Source organism: Methylobacillus pratensis (assembly GCF_054072455.1).
Window position 1 is genome coordinate 139,187 of the sequence record NZ_JBSUSR010000008.1, and the last position, 14,948, is coordinate 154,134.

Sequence of the window (14,948 nt, forward strand, 5' to 3'; positions counted from 1 at the left end):
AGCGTCCCTCACATGCGGGCCAGCGACTATCTTTCCGGCAATGACATCACGCGCATAGGTCGTGACCGGATCACGAGAAGTAATCCGTACCTGTCTTGCCTTCCGAGTTGCCAAACAGATCACCTTGCGGGTTGACTGAAATTCTTGTTCTTGCGGCCGGGCTCATGCCAAATTGTTGAAACATCGCCATAGCCTGCTTGAAAGACATCGATTGCACGATCAGCCAAGGGTTGACGTGCTCGCCGTACTCGACCAGCTTTCCCTCTTCATCTTCCTTGTGCTTCGCCTTCACCATCTCGTCGCCGGTGCGCATAGCCGCATAACGGTACTGCGCAATTGCCATGCAACCCATGGCAAGTGGCTGAACATCCACCAAGGTCACCAGGTGCGCGTTCCGCAGATGCGGGATGACTTCATCCCACACCGCTTTGGCTGACTTGGGCAACCAGTCCGGCGCGGTCAAATCCGTGAGGTATTGCGGATCCGGCTCTTGCTTGTTGAGGGATCGCTTGCCCTTATTGCCCTCGATGATCTTCAGGTTGGTAGGTTTTGCTGGTCTTCCCATTGCTTATGTCCTTTACCCCCACCCCCATTGGATTTTGCGGGGCTGCGAAAAGAGGTAGGCAAGCGGTCTAGAGCGGGTAGCCCTTGAAGTTTTTACCCTCCCCTCCCTCATGTCCGGCGCCAGTGATGGCCCGGATCGTCAGGGATGCCCGAGAGGTCACACCCGATCTGCTTGCCCGACTTCTCCAGGCGTTGCTTGTGAATGTTGTGGCATTCATCACAAAGGCTTTGCCAATTGTCCTTGTCCCAGAACAACTCCATATCGCCTCGATGTGGTTTGATATGGTCAACCACAGTCGCTTGCTTCACCTGCCCGCGCTTGAGATGGTCCGCGCAGAGAGGATGGTGCTTCAAAAACCCTTCCCTGGCTTTTTGCCACTTGTAGCCATAGCCGCGCTTGGCAGATGAAGTTCGCCTATCCATCGATTTACCCTCTGGACTGATGACTGTCCTCATGCAGCTGAGATGGCACACCACAACCGCACAGCCACCAGACCAGAAAATAAAAAGGCCCGGAATGAACCGGGCCTCAGGAGGAGCGATGCTGGCAAAGCATCTAGGCTGTAAGCAGACAACAAAAAACCCGACCAGCGGAGGCTAGATCGGGTTGTTCGGTCGCACTGATTAACAGCTTGCCTGAATCATGCCAACTTATTCGCACATCTGTCAAGCGATTGCACGTAAAATATTTTTTGGTTTCCTCAGCTTGGGGATTGTTTTGAGCGTCATTCCAGCAGCCAAATCATTCATGAACCCAAGCACCACCTTATGTGCCTGATTAATTCGGCGGTAATAGGTATCCTTCTTGCATCCACAAAAAATTAATTTTTGGTCCAGTGAGGTCGTATGCAAATAACAAGCCACAACCGCATCATACAAAACCTCATCTAACGCCATCACACACTGCTCCATCTCGTACGCCTGGCTATCCATCTCGGGAGTCCAGAACCCGGCGGGCGTAGGCGCCACCTTCAGGAACGCCACCTTACGCGGGTAACCCACCCCGCCCTGGTCGCGCCTGATTCGCCAATCCGCCCACACCTTCAACCGTCCCGCCACGTAAGTATCAAACATCGCCCTCTCCAAAACTCAACAAAAACCCTGCCAGGCAGGAATAAAACTCATGCCGCATCCAGCCGCCACGCTCGCCACTGGGCCCAGACATCCTCCGATGCGCCCGCCGCCCGCAGCACCTGCTGCTGGAACTCTGTCGATTCGGTTCGACGGCGGTCGGTGATCGTGCCGTTGACCAAGCGCAGTTCGTAGGCTTTCGCGGCGATCTTGTCCGGGTCCAGCCACCAAGGCGGGCTGTTGGAGTGGGATGGCTGCCGGCAAACCAAGCCCTGGTCCCGCTGGGTCTGGATCACCTTGACGAGGTAGGCCCACGGAATGGCCTCGCCGGGTTTTTTCTGCCGGGCGATGCTGGCGCAATCCGCCGCTTCCCGAATCGTGAATCCCTGCTCAACCAGCTCGCGCAGTGCCGAGTTGCCGCTGGAGACTTGAACCCACGCTCGCTGCAGCACATCGACCACAGCTTCCACCTGATCGGCAGGTGGCGGGGTGGACTCACTCGCACTCTCGCGCGCTGAGAGATGATGGTTCTTGATGGTTAATGATGGTTCGGGTGACACAGCTATGTCACCCTTTTGCGTCACCGGTGTCACCCTTTCTACCTCCGGTGTCACCCTTTTGTCAGAGTTATCCACAGGATTAAAGGGTGACAAATTGTCACCCTTTATCCAGGCGGGGGAAATCCTATATTCAGAGGTCTTCCCCCTGCCGCCTGTGTTTTCCCAAACCGGTATCAACCACCCGATTTCAACCATCTTGCGCAGGTAGCGCTGCACTGTGCGCTCGCTCTGGCGCGTCTTTTCCGCCAACGTCTTGACGCTGGGATAGATATTCTCGCCCTCGTCATCCGCATGATCGGCAATCGCCAGCGCAAGCAGCATTTCGCCATCCCCATTGGGGTAGCGTTTGAAGACTTGGGCCATCATCAGGACGCTCATGCGGCCTCCAGTTGCGCTATCAATTCATCCACCTGTTGAATGCGTTTTCCGATCCAGCGCATATTCGGTACTGCCATGGAATTGCCGATGGCTTTGTATCTGGGGCCGTCAGGACAATCAATTGCGGGCTTGCCACGCCAAGGGATCAGCGTGTAATCGTCCGGCATTCCCTGTAATCGCTCGCACTCACGAGGGATAAGCCTTCTCACCCTCATGCCGATCACTGCACCGTTGTGCCGCCTGGAACCATTGTTGCTGTCCAGGGTGGCATGCACATCATCAGTACGAACACCGCTCTGGCTCGACTGAAAGGCGATTGCCGGTGGATGCGCACTTGCAGCTAAGGGGTGGCAAGGATCACCAGGTTGAGGATTGCTTCCATTATCTGGGCTCGTGATCTGCGTTGTATCGAACGGGAAGTGGACCAGCGGCGTGCCACGTCCTGTCCCATCTTCACTGGCATCGAAACCTTCGGCGCGAAGGGCGTGAGTAATGAAGGTCTCGCTTTCAAAGTCCACTTTATATCCACTGCCAGGATGAGCAAGTAGAGACGGAGCAACGTTTATTTGACCGCTTGTCCTGTTGCCTCCGAAAGCGACGATAAGGTGACTATGGCCGTGGTTGGAATCCTGACCACTGCAACCTTGCAGTCGCCCAAAGCTCGCATCCAAAGTCGGCACCAGGCCGCCATCCAGGTCGAAATCAGTTCCCAGGCCGCCGCCTGTAGCGTCCCGGCTGGGAATGGTTGGAGCAACAGGGACGATCAACTCATCCTTGCTGTCCTCGCTTCTTGCTCCGTGACCTTTGCTACCGTTTGCAACGCCTGCTCTAACCGTCGCGGCAATGTTTTCCCCCGGTTTCCTGCGCGGCGCAGGATGCCCCGACATGCTGTGGCGCTCAAAAAGAACCGCGGCGGCACGTCTCCAGTCTCCAATATATCCGACAACGAACACACGGCGGCGTCGCTGGGGTACTCCGAAGTATTGAGCGTCAAGCACCCGCCAGGCGACTCCATAGGCGTTTTTATAGCCTGGGACAATTCCGCTGTTTTTCCAGCCACCTGCAGGCGGGTGGATTTCTTGCCCAGTGATGAGTCCCAAAAAGCTTGCAAAGTCTTTTCCCTTTTCGCTTGAAAGGACACCGGGGACGTTCTCCCATACCAGCCAAGTGGGGCGATATTTTGCAGCAATGGCACCGTAAGTAAGCATGAGGTTGCCACGTGGGTCAGCCAATCCTTTTCGGAGTCCGGCGACACTGAATGATTGGCAAGGGGTTCCTCCGACGAGAATATCGATAACTGCATCAGGCCACTCCTGGTATTTGGTCATGTCGCCCCAATTCGGGACATCGGGATAATGGTGAGCCAGCAGCGCGCAAGGGAAAGCCTCTATTTCGCTGAATGCGACAGGCTTCCAGCCAAGGGGATGCCAAGCTAGCGTGGCAGCCTCGATGCCGGAACAGACTGATAAATACTTCATTCTCCGCAACCCCGTCCAATCGCTCCACGGTCATTGCTGGCCGTGAAATCTTCCCAATGCACCCACCCTTGCTCAGGGCAATGAAAACCCCATTCGCGGTAGCGCGGGCCGGTGACGAACAGCGTCCAGCATGGACCGTCCGTCAGTTCCACCCGGTGCGCAATCTTGCCGCTCAGGCGCAGGTAGCAATGCCCCACCTCCCGCACGTGGCGCTCATGGATGCCGCGGGCCTGGATCAAATGCTCGGTGTAGCGGCCCTGGAGCAGGATGCTCATGTTCATCCAGGGATGGTCGTGCAGTGCGCGGTCGTCGTCGCTGCGCATGAACTTGTGCAGGTAGACATTGAAAAACCGGTTCCGTGGGATCACGTACCAGCGCAGCAGGTAGGGATCGTCCCGGCCGCCGATGACCACATCCGGCATACGCGATTCCGCAATGCGCATGAGCCGGGATTGAATAAATTGGAATAGACTCATGCCCTACCCCTTTAACTTATGCACGGTGAGATTGCCCTTGACCATCTTCATGCCGGTCTGCGTAGGTGAGGAGAGGAGCGGTACGCTGTCATTGTCGGGGAAAAAAGCCGCCGCGCCACCGCCATTGGCGCGGATGTACTCCACCTCCACCTTGGCGCTGTTGATCATGACCTGGGATAGCTCCCCGATCACCTTCGCTTTTTCCAGGTCGATCGTGCCGTCTTTCAGGCCCTGTATCGTCGCGAAAATGCTTTCCCGCAATTGACGGATATCGCTCATTTCTGCTTGCTCCTCTCGTTGATCTTTCGGGTCAACTGCCCGCGCAATAACATCGCGTGGGCAATCTCCGCCGGGTAGTTGTGCACACTGTTGCGCTGCATGTTTTCTCGGCGTGATACCAGCTCCAGGTTCGCGCAACTGAAATTGCCGCGATTGCCGTCCCGGAAAATCACCAAATGCCCTGGCGGGATGGTGGCGCCGTGCAGCAGCTCCCATACAATCGAATGCACCGCCCGCCAACGGGTGTGGAAAGGCATACTGTCGTGGATCTTGCGCTGGCAGATACCATCCTTCGTGATGCGCTCAGAACCCACCGGCACCCACAGCGCAGCCGCCTTGCCGCCCCGATGGCCCTTCTTGAACCGCGTAGTGACGCCGCCGATCTGCAATCCCTTCATGCCCGCATTCCAGGGGATATTCGCAGGCATGATCCGCCCGCTGCCCTCGCTGGTGAAAAATGCCGTACTGCGCTTGAGGCTGAGCGCGTAGGCGCGGTTCCGAATTGAGCTACGGGTTCTCCCCTCAAACACCCGCTCAAGGTCGCCGATGGCGACATCCGGGTAAAGCTGCCGCAACAAATCATCCTCATCGGTTGTCCAGTGCGTCACCCCTTCACCCTCCGCAATGCGTCAGCTGCGCTTTTGTGGGTGGAGTTCACTGCAGGAAAAGGCTGCCTGGCAGCACCGGACCGGGGACTTTCACCCAGCGGCTCTAGTGGGTTGACACCAGGAGAAACAGCGGTGAATCTCGCCGTGGTAACGCGGAATTCCAGCTCGCCAAAAGCCCGCTGCATATCGCGCATGAAATCCAACGCGGCTTGTTCATCGGGCGTCATACCTTTTCTCCCCTCATATCCCAGCACAGGCGGACCTCCGCCTCGGTTTCCGCCAGCGGCCCAGTAGCGCCGCAGCTATTGCACTGCAACATGCACCACTCGGGCTTGGTGTCTGTTTTGGGAAAGCGCACAACGGCCAAATCCACGCCGCAACAGAACGGGCATGGCCGCAAGCCGGTGACACTCCTGAAATCCAGATGACCACTCATCGGAACACCGCCCTTCTCAACTCATCCATGCGGGATTGATGCTCCGCCTGCTTTTCATCCAGGATCGGCTGCATCAGCTGCTCCACAATCCCGGCCTCGGTAAAACCGTGCTGCTCCGCCAGTTCGTGCAGACGCTTGCGGCGCGTCTTGAGATCAAACCCAGCCAACCACAATGCCTTATTGCGCAACCTGAACGCACGCACATGCGCTTCGTGTAAGCCGGGGATCATGGTTAATCCTTCACCATCAAGTGAATACGGTTGGAAAGCGCCACAATCTCCTGTCGAAGCTCAACCCCTTTGCGCTTGATGCGCTTCCATTCCGCCTTGGTAATTTCCCGGTCCGCATAAGCCTCACGAAACTCCTGGCAGTAATTGCCCAGCTTCTCGCCGACAACCATAAAGTGATCCATCAGGGGCAACTCATGCTCATCACCCGGCACCAACGCCTGAACCAGCAAGAAGCCATGCTTGTGGGCGAAATACTCCGCGATCCTGGTCGTGCCGGTGAGGTCGTCCAGGGCATCCAACTCGTGCGCCGTGAGGTGGTGCGTCGTGTTATTCGGGTTGAGCTTGTGCATCAGCACTGTGGGGTTTTTATCCATCCGCGCGGCAAGCGCAGGCACCCCGCCCGGGTAATCGTGCGCCAAGTGATACACTGTGTCTCGCAGGCACAAATCGTTAGGCATAAATCACCTCACAGGAAAAAATATGGCGAGCAAACTTGATCGGGAACTTCAGAGAAAAATCCTCGAGGAACTTGATTGCATCTTCCCCAAGCGCAGCGAAGAAATGCTCAATAATCAACAGTCCGAAGAAGAGCAAGATCAAGTCATTGCAAACCTTCTGTATCTTGAACAGCACGGTTTGGTTAAATCCGGCATTGAATGGGTTGGCTATGGCAATGAGCATTACCGCTGGGATGGCGCGGAAATAACTGCCCAGGGCCATGACTTCATGGCTGGCGACGGTGGCCTCAGCGCAATACTCGGCGTCGTTACCGTGCGGCTGCACGATGACACCATCCGCCAGATGATCGAAGCAAAGATTAGTCAATCTGAGCTAGCCCCCGCTGATAAGAAGAAATGGACTGATGGGCTTCGATCGCTGCCGGCCGACTCCATAAAACACCTGACAATGGAACTACTAACGAAGGGGCTGGAGAAAGCGCCGGATATACTCCAACTACTGCAAAGGTATATAACTTCTTAGCAAGCATCATTTCCCACCGTGGCTCACCTCTGTGTGTGATCAGCTCACACCGGAGGTAGCCAACGCACTCCCCCGCCCCATTCTCATCAAGCGGGTTCGCCAAAGCGATGTAGCACTCAGGCCATGGCTCAGGCAGGTAAAGGCAGATATCCGTGCTCAACGGAAATTTGCGGTTTCCGTGAATACTCATCGCATGCAATCGAGTTGACTCATCCATATGTCACCCCGCGCGTGAAATTGACGTAGCACACAGCCACAAGGCTGCCTACCATGCATAAAAAACGCGACAAGGCCAGGGGAATAGCCCTGTCGCGATCCACCAACTTGAGGAAAGAAGTCATATATGCCTCCCATTGATACGCATTGCTTCAGGCAGACCGTCAGCCGGGTGTGGATACAGGTCAGGTCGAAGTTGATGTGGGGTGACTTGCCAATTCACCACATGGCAGGCTGAGATGACATATTCACCAGGTATTCCTAGAGCCGTGGAATTAAGCCATTTCCAGACATGAGCCTGAGCCAATTTTGCCCCAGGCTGAATCTTGTTGATTTTGTCAGCAAGTAACGCTTGCGACTCAGCAAGTCCCACCAACTTTTTTAAATAGGATCGATTAGACATGATGGAGAATTATAACCACAGTTATATTTGTGTCAATAACCATGGTTATTTGACCTGGCATAACCTCGGTTATATCGTCGGAGCCATGAAATTCAATGAGCGCCTTGTTGCTTCCCGCAAGTACGCTGGTTTAACCCAGCAGCAATTAGTTGATCGCCTACCTAAAAAGGACGATGACAAACCTCTAATGAGTCAGGCCAATCTAGCAAAGATGGAAAAAAATCCTGAAACTCAGGGATCCATGTATACAGCCCTGATAGCTGATATATGCGGCGTGAATGCGGTCTGGCTGACAACCGGTGAAGGTGAGATGCTGCCCAGCAACGCTTACGCGCGGACTACAGAACAAGCCAGAGTTCTACTTGCGATGGAAAACATGCCAAAACCACAACAAGAAGCCATGGTGAAAATTAGCGATTCACTTATTGAACAGGCCAGTGACACAATTGGCTCAACCGCCACCAAGCAATAACGTCATACAATTACAAATACAGCTGGCTTTTAAATTCACATTCAGGGAGGAATGATGAGTAGACACGTTGAAGCTTTTAGAAGCAAGCACCTTCAGGCTGAAGAGGAAATAGTTGCTTTCACGGAAGGTTATATTGGCAAGATGATGGGAAGCGGCAAGGATGCCCAGCAAAACGGCTCTATCATCATCACTAATAAAAGAGCTGCATTCTATCGAAAGGGGTTTTTTGGCGAAGTTATTGAAACGATCCCTCTCAAAAGTATAACTTCAGTAGAGCGCAAGTCTTTTATGGGGCATCGGACACTACGTTTACACACTTCTCACGACGATCTTGAATTCAAATTCTTTGATAAAAATGCCGAAGTAAAATTAAATGATGCTATTGAGGCTGGAAGACAAAATTCCCAATCCCAATCACTACCAGCAGATTCAGACCCATTGGAAAAAATAGCCAAACTTGCGGAGTTGAGAGATAAAGGCATCCTGACAGAAGCGGAGTTTCAGGGGAAAAAACAACAACTATTAGAGGGGGTCTAACCCCAGATTCAATTCCAGGGAGGACGAATGATTCGGCTTTTAACACTATTTTTGCTGACAAGTTTAATCACACTGACCTCATGCTCACAAAATGAGACTATTCACTCCCAGCAACAAGCATTCTTCGAGACCGTTGAAAATATTAGGGCCGAATACAAACTTGCCCTAGAATCCAGCAACTCGGAATATATTAAAAAAATTGAGGCAAAGGCTACACTGGCTCTTAAAGGCCCCCAAGATTTTGAGGATTGGAAAGCAATAGTTGTAGGTGTTGATGCAAATAGAACTGATAACGATGGCAATGAGATATATGAAATCGAGGCAGAGGCTAGGAAAATTACCTTCTACCTTGGAATCAGTAAAAATAGCATTTCCCCTGAGCTAATTCAAAATTTTCACAAGGGTGATCAGGTGCTGTTTTCTGGAAGGGCGAACCGCGAAAGATCAATTACCATATCAGGTGCCATAAGAAATCCAGAATATTTTGTATTAACTAAATCTATTACTTCACTTAAAAACTCCAACAAAAAAGTAATTCCTGATGATCAAATTGTCGATATTGACCAAACAAAAGAGCAAGTAACACGAGCTCAGGAAATAAGAGATAAAGTAGTCGACTATCTCAAGAGCGACAAAGAGCCCTCAATCAAAGATGCTCACTGGTTTAACCCCACTCACCTTGTGGTAGCAATCATCGACAAAGGTGGATCATATGACGGCTGGGCTGGATCGGTATGTTTAATGGCAGGCCGGCAAGGGTTAATAACCCGCGGCACTCGCATTGAAATAATAGATTACAAATCAATGCTACAAGAAAAATTTAAGAGCCTTGGTAGCCATTATTGCCAATTGGATGGCTCACCACCAATCGAAGTTGATTTCACCAAGGGGAATAATAATGGCTGAACAACCTTTTAGAATTCCTGTTACACCCCCAGCACCCGATAGAGGAAACCAAGCACCCGTTCGGCCTCGGTAAATTTAACCGCAAGCCATGCGAATATGCCGATTAATGGGGTAAGCGTTATGGCAACCTGGGCCCTATTCAGCCTGTTGCTTTTCCCAAGGTTTATTTTTACGGCCAATTTGATTGAGGCCTGGAGGCGCAGCAATTCTCCGTCGCGAATAGCATCATGAGGCCAGCCAGGTAAGATCAGATTGTCTGGCTCATTGTAAACCGCTGGAAAATCTTCAAATTTTAAACAGCGCAATAACAAGTATGCCGCTATCGAGAACATATAAATGCTGACTGCCATCGCGGCCGCCAATACCTCAGCTGAATCAGTTCCCATCCTAACAGCAGTAAATCCTAGGCTCGCACCACCGCCCGCCATCAGCATATTCACAGTAAATTGAGCCTCTTTCGCTATTAACCTGGCGTTTTCCGCGCGCCCTTTCAGGTTATTGATGGCATGGCTCTCAATCCAATCAAACATGTTTTTATCCATTCTATCTCCGGTTTCAATAGTGCCAGCGTGGTAAGGCTTACTAGTTTTCATCATAAATCCTTTCCAAATCCGTTTAAGTGAGTTTTTTATTGCCTTTCGGCCATGCGCCCAGATTGAGCGTGGAGAAATAATACCATAAATTATAACCATGGTTATTGACACACTGATAACCATGGTTATATTATCCATTCCAACGACCTTAATTGGAACAGTTGGGAAATGGGCAACCTCATCATCATCGAAACACCGCTAGCCGAAGCCACCATGCTGGACATCCTCCAGCAGGCCAACGCGCGGCACCTGCATTTGATCACCAACCAGCATGGTGATATTCGCCTCTGCTCCATGATCCCTAGCCGCTGGAAACCCCACCGCATCAACATCAAACCACAAGGAGCAGCAGCATGAACACCGCAACCGAAGCAGCAGAAGCGCCACGTATCCCCCAGCCAGAGCTGGCGGAGGGGGAAACCTACATCGGCAGCATCATCACCAAGACAGAGCGCTACCACCTCATCCTGCTTCCAGGCGATAACGACCCAGAAAACCAGGACGACCAACTCGCCTGGGCAAAAAGCCTGAATGGCGACCTACCCAACCGTCTTGAATCCGCAATGCTCTACCGCGAAGCCAAAGACCAGTTCGAAAATGATTGGTACTGGACCAACGAAATCGCCGCCGAGGATCCTGACTATGCCTGGTACCAGTGCTTCGGCAATGGCCACCAGGACTGGCTCAGCCGCAGCAACAAGCTCAGGGCTCGGGCCGTCCGCAGAATCAGTTTTTAATCATTTATCAATTTAGGAGCTTGGCTATGGACCAGGACGAACAAAAGCACCTCGACGCTGCCACCCGATTTGAGCGGGAAGTGTACGACGCGACGGTCATGGCGCTGCGCAATGGTGTTCGCGCCAGCATCATCATCGACAACCTGCACCATCACGCCAAGGTTGTGCAGTCGGCATGCGAGCTTCACAGGAACGTCACCGGCAACGAGATGCTGTACCCATGAAAACCAACCTCAAGGTTGCAGCAGGCTTTCTGCTGGTATTCATTGCCCTGGCCTGGGCCAACGGCATTATTCAAACCCTTGCAAGGAGCGCGTCATGATCCTGCGTTTACTCACCTTCTTGAGCATCAAGTCAGGGCGCAAGCTGCCATGGCGATTGGCCTGGCGGAAGTCGGCAAAGCTCACCACCTTTGGCGTAGACCTGTTTTACACCTGCATGCTGATCTGCATCTTGATCGCCACGCTTGCATTAAATGCCTGCGCCAGCCTTGAACCCATCCCGCCAAGCGATCCGCCTACCAAGGATGACCTGGACGCAGCCCGTGTCATGCGTGAAATGAACGGGTTTCACAGCGGCAGGATTGAACAGTAACCAATCATTGGAAAGGAAACCCCCATGAGCATCACCCTAGCAGACATCAAGCACAGGCAGGACGAAATTGCCTGCATGATCGCCAAGTTCGAGACACAGGAGTCCACCTCCATCCTGATTGAAGGTGTGACGATCATGCTTGCCCACGGCGAGCGCTACGGCGGCGCAATCTTGAAGGAGGATGGCACGGTAGACCACCACGTCATCCTGCTGCCTGGCGATAACGATCGCGACACCCACGAAAACCAAACCAAATGGGCGGCCAGCATTGGCGGCGTGCTGCCCAGCCGCCGCGAACAATCCCTGCTTTTCGCCAACCTAAAAGACGAATTCCAACGCGAGGTCTATTGGTCCGGTGAAGATTACGCCGAGGATCCTTACTATGCCTGGTACCAGAGCTTCGGCAATGGCAGCCAGGGCTGGTACTACCGCAGCTACGAGTTGCGCGCTCGGGCCGTCCGCAGATTAGTTATTTAATGATTTATTGATTTCAGCATGGCTATCCATACCGAATTGCCGATCTACAAGGTCACCTACCAGCTGCTGGAATTGGTCGCCAAGCTCGCCAAGAACATGCCCCGGGATTACAAGCAATCCCTGGGTGGCAAGCTGCGCGACGAATGCCTGGAAATGAGCGTGCTGGTGTTTCGCGCCAATGTCGCAGAGCAGAAATCCCAGCACCTCTTGAAACTGATCGAGCATCAGCAGGTGGCGGAATTGCTCTTGAGGCTGGTTTGCGACCTTCGCTTGATTTCCCACGAGCAGTGGGCAAAGGCGGTCGAGTTGACGACCAGCATCGGCAAGCAGGCGAATGGATGGCGACGCAAAGCCGCGAACAGGCCTGCTTCATGATGGTCAAGGCCATGATGACCGTGCTTATTTTTAATCTGGTTGCACCGCTGGCCCACAAGGCCACCGCCATGCGCACCAAGGGAACCGCCGGGAGAATCCAGCGCAGGCCCTGCGCAGTTTCCCGCTTGATCGGCCCAAGCCTTCTCGCGGGCGACGTAGATAGTGCAATGAACCGCCGAGGATCCTGACTATGCCTGGTACCAGAACTTCAACAATGGCAACCAGAACTGGAACAACCGCAACAACAAGTTGCGCGCTCGGGCCGTCCGCAGATTGGAGCGTGGCGCCGCCCGCTGACTTCACCTTCACCGAGTTGGTGCAAGCCTATTTCGATTGCCGCAGGAACAAGCGCAATTCGCCCACCGCCCTGGCATTTGAGCAGGCGCTGGAATACAACCTGCGCCAACTCTATGATGAGCTTCAGGAAGGCCGCTACCAACCCGGCCAGTCGATCTGCTTCGTCATCACCAGGCCGAAGCCGCGCGAAGTGTGGGCCGCCGATTTCCGCGACCGCATCGTGCATCACCTGCTATACAACAAAATTTCGGGCCGTTTTCACTCCGCCTTTATTCCGGATAGTTGCGCCTGCATTCCAGGCCGCGGCACGCTCTACGGCGCCCAGCGCCTGGAAGCCAAGATCAGGAGCGTTACACAGAATTGGAGCCGGCCAGCGTTTTACCTCAAGATGGACCTGGCAAACTTCTTTGTCTCGATCAACAAGCATAAAGTGTTCGAGCTACTTGCCGGCAAGATCCACGAGCCATGGTGGCTATGGCTAGCCCATACCATCCTGTTCTACAACCCGCGCTTGAATGTCGAGTACCGCGGCAATCCGGACAAGGTCGCCCTGGTGCCTGCCCATAAACAGCTGGCGCTGCAGCCAAACAGCCACGGGCTGCCAATCGGCAACCTGTCGTCACAATTCTTTGCCAATGTCCTGCTCAACCAGCTGGACCAATACTGCAAACACAAGCTGCAGGCGCCGCATTACATCCGCTACGTCGACGACTTCATCCTGCTGCACGAATCAGCCCAATGGCTGAATGGCGCAAAGGAATACATCGAGGCTTGGCTACCCCATACCCTAGATCTGCACGTCAATCCCAAGAAAACCATCATCCAGCCCATCGACCGCGGCGTGGATTTCGTCGGCCAAGTCATCAAGCCATGGCGCCGCACCACCCGCCGCCGCAACCTCAAGGCAGCGCTGGCGCGCACCACCGCATCAGCAACGCAATACGAAACAGCCAATAGCTACTTTGGCCTGCTAGGCCAAGGCAGCAAAAGCCACAAAGATCGCGCCGCCCTGGCAAGACGCATGATGAAGATAGGGTATTGCGTAAATGGGAAATTAACGAAGGTTTATCGCAAACAAATACCTACTGATATCAGGACAAACGCCCAATTTCATGTGCCTTCTGGGAGGCCGCAACATATATGTGGTCATAACGTAAATCGCGGGGCCAGCCATAACCAACATCATCATTTTTCAGTTCAAAAAGAGGAAGGTCAGGAGTGTATTCAGGCTGATTTCTCAGCTGCATGTTGAGAATTAGTAAAAACTCATTTGGCGACAAAGGAATAGACATGATTGAACGTCCAATTATATTTAGCGCACCCATGGTACAGGCCATCCTTGCGGGCAACAAGTCCCAGACTAGGCGCGTCATCAAAGCTAATTTTCACGAGATAGCAGAACGTGACGATGGCAAGCCGTGGCCATGGCGAGAAAACTTAGACCTAGCCGAAGACTATTGGTACCCATGCCCTTACGGAAAAATTGGCGATCACCTATGGGTGCGTGAGACATTCCAAGGGCCTATGCTAGATGAAGAGCAAAGAGAGCAATTCCGCCAGGATGGAAGTGAGGCATTCCAGAAACCTGAATTTTGCGCTTACCGAGCCACAGACACCCTGGATGCTATTGATGATGATCGTAATGAGCTTGGCTGGAAGCCATCAATCCACATGCCCCGCTGGGCCAGCCGCATTCAGCTTGAGATAACCGATATCCGGGTAGAGCGTTTGCAGGATTGCAGCGAAGAGGATGCAAAGGCTGAGGGGGCTGATTGCCTAGTTTGGAGCGGCATCCCAGGCACTGCTGCCGACCTTATAGACTGGCCATTGAGGGAGGTTGGCAACCCCTACCGTAATGGATACGCCCTGTTATGGGAGGCGATCAATGGTGATGGCACCTGGAAAGCAAACCCATGGGTATGGGTAATCGAGTTCAAGCGCGTCTATAGGCACAACAATGCAACCTGAATTGATGACAGCTGATGAGGTAGCCGCCCTCCTGAGGGTTGATGCCAGGACTGTGAATGAGCGGTATGCCTACCGAAAAGACTTCCCTAAGCACATCAAGATTGGGGCAAGGAAACTATGGGATCGGGCTGATTTAATGAAGTATATCTCGGATCTAAAAAATAAATGCCGGTAGCCAAATTTGCACCACTATGGCTACAGCGCCTTATAGATCAGGGTGTACGCTTCCTCTTCTGGGCACCAAATGATTTATCAAAAGATGCACCGTTGCTGAACTTCGCGCGGTGCTTTTTTGTTTCTATATCTAAAATA

At 53.2% G+C, this 14,948-nt stretch carries 27 protein-coding genes; 14 read left to right on the forward strand and 13 right to left on the reverse strand.

The annotated features are described in order from the left end of the window. Nucleotides 1–70 precede the first annotated feature (70 nt). The 11 genes from ACW4YW_RS15105 to ACW4YW_RS15155 form a co-directional block, all read right to left on the reverse strand. Entirely contained in the window at nt 71–565 is a 495-nt protein-coding gene (locus tag ACW4YW_RS15105) for a phage terminase small subunit P27 family (RefSeq protein ID WP_457138308.1), read from the reverse strand. A 107-nt stretch (nt 566–672) separates the two neighbouring features. Continuing rightward, the gene (locus ACW4YW_RS15110; protein ID WP_457138309.1) at nt 673–987 is read right to left on the reverse strand and encodes an HNH endonuclease; all 315 of its coding nucleotides are present in this window, start codon (nt 985–987) and stop codon (nt 673–675) included. Between the two features lie 243 nt (nt 988–1,230). Then, nucleotides 1,231–1,638: a hypothetical protein gene (locus ACW4YW_RS15115; protein WP_457138310.1), complete on the reverse strand. Its 408-nt coding sequence runs from the start codon at nt 1,636–1,638 to the stop codon at nt 1,231–1,233. A 47-nt stretch (nt 1,639–1,685) separates the two neighbouring features. After that, complete coding sequence (locus ACW4YW_RS15120) at nt 1,686–2,573, reverse strand: helix-turn-helix domain-containing protein (protein ID WP_457138311.1); 888 nt, start codon at nt 2,571–2,573, stop codon at nt 1,686–1,688. Further along, the gene (locus ACW4YW_RS15125; RefSeq protein ID WP_457138312.1) at nt 2,570–4,051 is read right to left on the reverse strand and encodes a DNA cytosine methyltransferase; all 1,482 of its coding nucleotides are present in this window, start codon (nt 4,049–4,051) and stop codon (nt 2,570–2,572) included. The genes ACW4YW_RS15120 and ACW4YW_RS15125 overlap by 4 nt, the downstream gene beginning before the upstream one ends. Beyond that, nucleotides 4,048–4,527, reverse strand: a complete 480-nt coding sequence (locus ACW4YW_RS15130) for a hypothetical protein (RefSeq protein WP_457138313.1) — start codon at nt 4,525–4,527, stop codon at nt 4,048–4,050. Before ACW4YW_RS15130 ends, ACW4YW_RS15125 begins: the two co-directional genes overlap by 4 nt. A gap of 3 nt (nt 4,528–4,530) precedes the next feature. Continuing rightward, nucleotides 4,531–4,806: a hypothetical protein gene (locus ACW4YW_RS15135; RefSeq protein WP_457138314.1), complete on the reverse strand. Its 276-nt coding sequence runs from the start codon at nt 4,804–4,806 to the stop codon at nt 4,531–4,533. Beyond that, the gene (locus ACW4YW_RS15140) at nt 4,803–5,414 is read right to left on the reverse strand and encodes an HNH endonuclease signature motif containing protein (protein WP_457138315.1); all 612 of its coding nucleotides are present in this window, start codon (nt 5,412–5,414) and stop codon (nt 4,803–4,805) included. The genes ACW4YW_RS15135 and ACW4YW_RS15140 overlap by 4 nt, the downstream gene beginning before the upstream one ends. Beyond that, complete coding sequence (locus ACW4YW_RS15145; RefSeq protein ID WP_457138316.1) at nt 5,411–5,641, reverse strand: hypothetical protein; 231 nt, start codon at nt 5,639–5,641, stop codon at nt 5,411–5,413. Before ACW4YW_RS15145 ends, ACW4YW_RS15140 begins: the two co-directional genes overlap by 4 nt. 205 nt (nt 5,642–5,846) lie before the next feature. Further along, entirely contained in the window at nt 5,847–6,080 is a 234-nt protein-coding gene (locus ACW4YW_RS15150; RefSeq protein WP_457138317.1) for a hypothetical protein, read from the reverse strand. A 2-nt stretch (nt 6,081–6,082) separates the two neighbouring features. Continuing rightward, nucleotides 6,083–6,538: a phage regulatory CII family protein gene (locus ACW4YW_RS15155; RefSeq protein ID WP_457138318.1), complete on the reverse strand. Its 456-nt coding sequence runs from the start codon at nt 6,536–6,538 to the stop codon at nt 6,083–6,085. Nucleotides 6,539–6,560: 22 nt separating this feature from the next. Here ACW4YW_RS15155 and ACW4YW_RS15160 point away from each other — a divergent pair, with 22 nt between their 5' ends. After that, complete coding sequence (locus ACW4YW_RS15160) at nt 6,561–7,061, forward strand: hypothetical protein (protein WP_457138319.1); 501 nt, start codon at nt 6,561–6,563, stop codon at nt 7,059–7,061. 337 nt (nt 7,062–7,398) lie between these two features. On the opposite strand, the gene ACW4YW_RS15165 is transcribed toward ACW4YW_RS15160, so the two are convergent. Beyond that, entirely contained in the window at nt 7,399–7,680 is a 282-nt protein-coding gene (locus tag ACW4YW_RS15165) for a YdaS family helix-turn-helix protein (RefSeq protein ID WP_457138320.1), read from the reverse strand. Between ACW4YW_RS15165 and ACW4YW_RS15170 the strand changes: the two genes are divergently transcribed. Genes ACW4YW_RS15170 through ACW4YW_RS15180 form a run of 3 tightly spaced genes read left to right on the forward strand, consistent with a single transcriptional unit; the run spans nt 7,679 to nt 9,595 of the window. Next, nucleotides 7,679–8,152 (forward strand): helix-turn-helix domain-containing protein, encoded by a 474-nt coding sequence (locus ACW4YW_RS15170; RefSeq protein WP_457138321.1) that lies wholly within the window; start codon nt 7,679–7,681, stop codon nt 8,150–8,152. The genes ACW4YW_RS15165 and ACW4YW_RS15170 overlap by 2 nt on opposite strands. Before the next feature lie 51 nt (nt 8,153–8,203). After that, the gene (locus ACW4YW_RS15175; RefSeq protein WP_457138322.1) at nt 8,204–8,689 is read left to right on the forward strand and encodes a PH domain-containing protein; all 486 of its coding nucleotides are present in this window, start codon (nt 8,204–8,206) and stop codon (nt 8,687–8,689) included. Between the two features lie 27 nt (nt 8,690–8,716). Beyond that, entirely contained in the window at nt 8,717–9,595 is an 879-nt protein-coding gene (locus ACW4YW_RS15180; protein WP_457138323.1) for a hypothetical protein, read from the forward strand. A gap of 20 nt (nt 9,596–9,615) precedes the next feature. Here ACW4YW_RS15180 and ACW4YW_RS15185 read toward each other — a convergent pair whose 3' ends face one another. Beyond that, nucleotides 9,616–10,326: a hypothetical protein gene (locus ACW4YW_RS15185; protein WP_457138324.1), complete on the reverse strand. Its 711-nt coding sequence runs from the start codon at nt 10,324–10,326 to the stop codon at nt 9,616–9,618. 30 nt (nt 10,327–10,356) lie between these two features. Here ACW4YW_RS15185 and ACW4YW_RS15190 point away from each other — a divergent pair, with 30 nt between their 5' ends. From ACW4YW_RS15190 to ACW4YW_RS15235, 10 genes are all read left to right on the forward strand, one after another. Further along, nucleotides 10,357–10,545: a hypothetical protein gene (locus ACW4YW_RS15190; protein ID WP_457138325.1), complete on the forward strand. Its 189-nt coding sequence runs from the start codon at nt 10,357–10,359 to the stop codon at nt 10,543–10,545. Continuing rightward, nucleotides 10,542–10,925, forward strand: coding sequence for a hypothetical protein (locus ACW4YW_RS15195; RefSeq protein WP_457138326.1), 384 nt, complete (start codon nt 10,542–10,544; stop codon nt 10,923–10,925). The genes ACW4YW_RS15190 and ACW4YW_RS15195 overlap by 4 nt, the downstream gene beginning before the upstream one ends. A gap of 20 nt (nt 10,926–10,945) precedes the next feature. Beyond that, nucleotides 10,946–11,149, forward strand: coding sequence for a hypothetical protein (locus tag ACW4YW_RS15200; RefSeq protein WP_457138327.1), 204 nt, complete (start codon nt 10,946–10,948; stop codon nt 11,147–11,149). A gap of 94 nt (nt 11,150–11,243) precedes the next feature. After that, on the forward strand, nt 11,244–11,519 hold the full coding sequence (locus tag ACW4YW_RS15205; RefSeq protein ID WP_457138328.1) for a hypothetical protein: 276 nt from the start codon (nt 11,244–11,246) through the stop codon (nt 11,517–11,519). Nucleotides 11,520–11,543: 24 nt separating this feature from the next. After that, nucleotides 11,544–11,996 (forward strand): hypothetical protein, encoded by a 453-nt coding sequence (locus ACW4YW_RS15210; RefSeq protein ID WP_457138329.1) that lies wholly within the window; start codon nt 11,544–11,546, stop codon nt 11,994–11,996. A gap of 18 nt (nt 11,997–12,014) precedes the next feature. Next, the gene (locus ACW4YW_RS15215) at nt 12,015–12,371 is read left to right on the forward strand and encodes a four helix bundle protein (RefSeq protein WP_457138330.1); all 357 of its coding nucleotides are present in this window, start codon (nt 12,015–12,017) and stop codon (nt 12,369–12,371) included. Beyond that, nucleotides 12,368–12,559, forward strand: coding sequence for a hypothetical protein (locus ACW4YW_RS15220; protein WP_457138331.1), 192 nt, complete (start codon nt 12,368–12,370; stop codon nt 12,557–12,559). Before ACW4YW_RS15215 ends, ACW4YW_RS15220 begins: the two co-directional genes overlap by 4 nt. 26 nt (nt 12,560–12,585) lie before the next feature. Beyond that, nucleotides 12,586–13,920, forward strand: a complete 1,335-nt coding sequence (locus tag ACW4YW_RS15225) for a reverse transcriptase domain-containing protein (RefSeq protein WP_457138332.1) — start codon at nt 12,586–12,588, stop codon at nt 13,918–13,920. A 38-nt stretch (nt 13,921–13,958) separates the two neighbouring features. After that, complete coding sequence (locus ACW4YW_RS15230; RefSeq protein ID WP_457138333.1) at nt 13,959–14,636, forward strand: hypothetical protein; 678 nt, start codon at nt 13,959–13,961, stop codon at nt 14,634–14,636. Between the two features lie 4 nt (nt 14,637–14,640). Then, complete coding sequence (locus tag ACW4YW_RS15235; protein ID WP_457138379.1) at nt 14,641–14,811, forward strand: helix-turn-helix transcriptional regulator; 171 nt, start codon at nt 14,641–14,643, stop codon at nt 14,809–14,811. Nucleotides 14,812–14,948: the final 137 nt, after the last annotated feature.

Coding starts and splice junctions, on each gene's coding strand:
- ACW4YW_RS15105 (WP_457138308.1), bottom strand. CDS start 565: ATGGGAAGACCAGCAAAACCTACCAACCTGAAGATCATCGAGGGCAAT.
- ACW4YW_RS15110 (WP_457138309.1), bottom strand. CDS start 987: ATGGATAGGCGAACTTCATCTGCCAAGCGCGGCTATGGCTACAAGTGG.
- ACW4YW_RS15115 (WP_457138310.1), bottom strand. CDS start 1,638: ATGTTTGATACTTACGTGGCGGGACGGTTGAAGGTGTGGGCGGATTGG.
- ACW4YW_RS15120 (WP_457138311.1), bottom strand. CDS start 2,573: ATGAGCGTCCTGATGATGGCCCAAGTCTTCAAACGCTACCCCAATGGG.
- ACW4YW_RS15125 (WP_457138312.1), bottom strand. CDS start 4,051: ATGAAGTATTTATCAGTCTGTTCCGGCATCGAGGCTGCCACGCTAGCT.
- ACW4YW_RS15130 (WP_457138313.1), bottom strand. CDS start 4,527: ATGAGTCTATTCCAATTTATTCAATCCCGGCTCATGCGCATTGCGGAA.
- ACW4YW_RS15135 (WP_457138314.1), bottom strand. CDS start 4,806: ATGAGCGATATCCGTCAATTGCGGGAAAGCATTTTCGCGACGATACAG.
- ACW4YW_RS15145 (WP_457138316.1), bottom strand. CDS start 5,641: ATGACGCCCGATGAACAAGCCGCGTTGGATTTCATGCGCGATATGCAG.
- ACW4YW_RS15150 (WP_457138317.1), bottom strand. CDS start 6,080: ATGATCCCCGGCTTACACGAAGCGCATGTGCGTGCGTTCAGGTTGCGC.
- ACW4YW_RS15155 (WP_457138318.1), bottom strand. CDS start 6,538: ATGCCTAACGATTTGTGCCTGCGAGACACAGTGTATCACTTGGCGCAC.
- ACW4YW_RS15160 (WP_457138319.1), top strand. CDS start 6,561: ATGGCGAGCAAACTTGATCGGGAACTTCAGAGAAAAATCCTCGAGGAA.
- ACW4YW_RS15170 (WP_457138321.1), top strand. CDS start 7,679: ATGATGGAGAATTATAACCACAGTTATATTTGTGTCAATAACCATGGT.
- ACW4YW_RS15165 (WP_457138320.1), bottom strand. CDS start 7,680: ATGTCTAATCGATCCTATTTAAAAAAGTTGGTGGGACTTGCTGAGTCG.
- ACW4YW_RS15175 (WP_457138322.1), top strand. CDS start 8,204: ATGATGAGTAGACACGTTGAAGCTTTTAGAAGCAAGCACCTTCAGGCT.
- ACW4YW_RS15180 (WP_457138323.1), top strand. CDS start 8,717: ATGATTCGGCTTTTAACACTATTTTTGCTGACAAGTTTAATCACACTG.
- ACW4YW_RS15185 (WP_457138324.1), bottom strand. CDS start 10,326: ATGGATAATATAACCATGGTTATCAGTGTGTCAATAACCATGGTTATA.
- ACW4YW_RS15190 (WP_457138325.1), top strand. CDS start 10,357: ATGGGCAACCTCATCATCATCGAAACACCGCTAGCCGAAGCCACCATG.
- ACW4YW_RS15195 (WP_457138326.1), top strand. CDS start 10,542: ATGAACACCGCAACCGAAGCAGCAGAAGCGCCACGTATCCCCCAGCCA.
- ACW4YW_RS15205 (WP_457138328.1), top strand. CDS start 11,244: ATGATCCTGCGTTTACTCACCTTCTTGAGCATCAAGTCAGGGCGCAAG.
- ACW4YW_RS15210 (WP_457138329.1), top strand. CDS start 11,544: ATGAGCATCACCCTAGCAGACATCAAGCACAGGCAGGACGAAATTGCC.
- ACW4YW_RS15215 (WP_457138330.1), top strand. CDS start 12,015: ATGGCTATCCATACCGAATTGCCGATCTACAAGGTCACCTACCAGCTG.
- ACW4YW_RS15220 (WP_457138331.1), top strand. CDS start 12,368: ATGATGGTCAAGGCCATGATGACCGTGCTTATTTTTAATCTGGTTGCA.
- ACW4YW_RS15225 (WP_457138332.1), top strand. CDS start 12,586: ATGGCAACCAGAACTGGAACAACCGCAACAACAAGTTGCGCGCTCGGG.
- ACW4YW_RS15230 (WP_457138333.1), top strand. CDS start 13,959: ATGATTGAACGTCCAATTATATTTAGCGCACCCATGGTACAGGCCATC.
- ACW4YW_RS15235 (WP_457138379.1), top strand. CDS start 14,641: ATGACAGCTGATGAGGTAGCCGCCCTCCTGAGGGTTGATGCCAGGACT.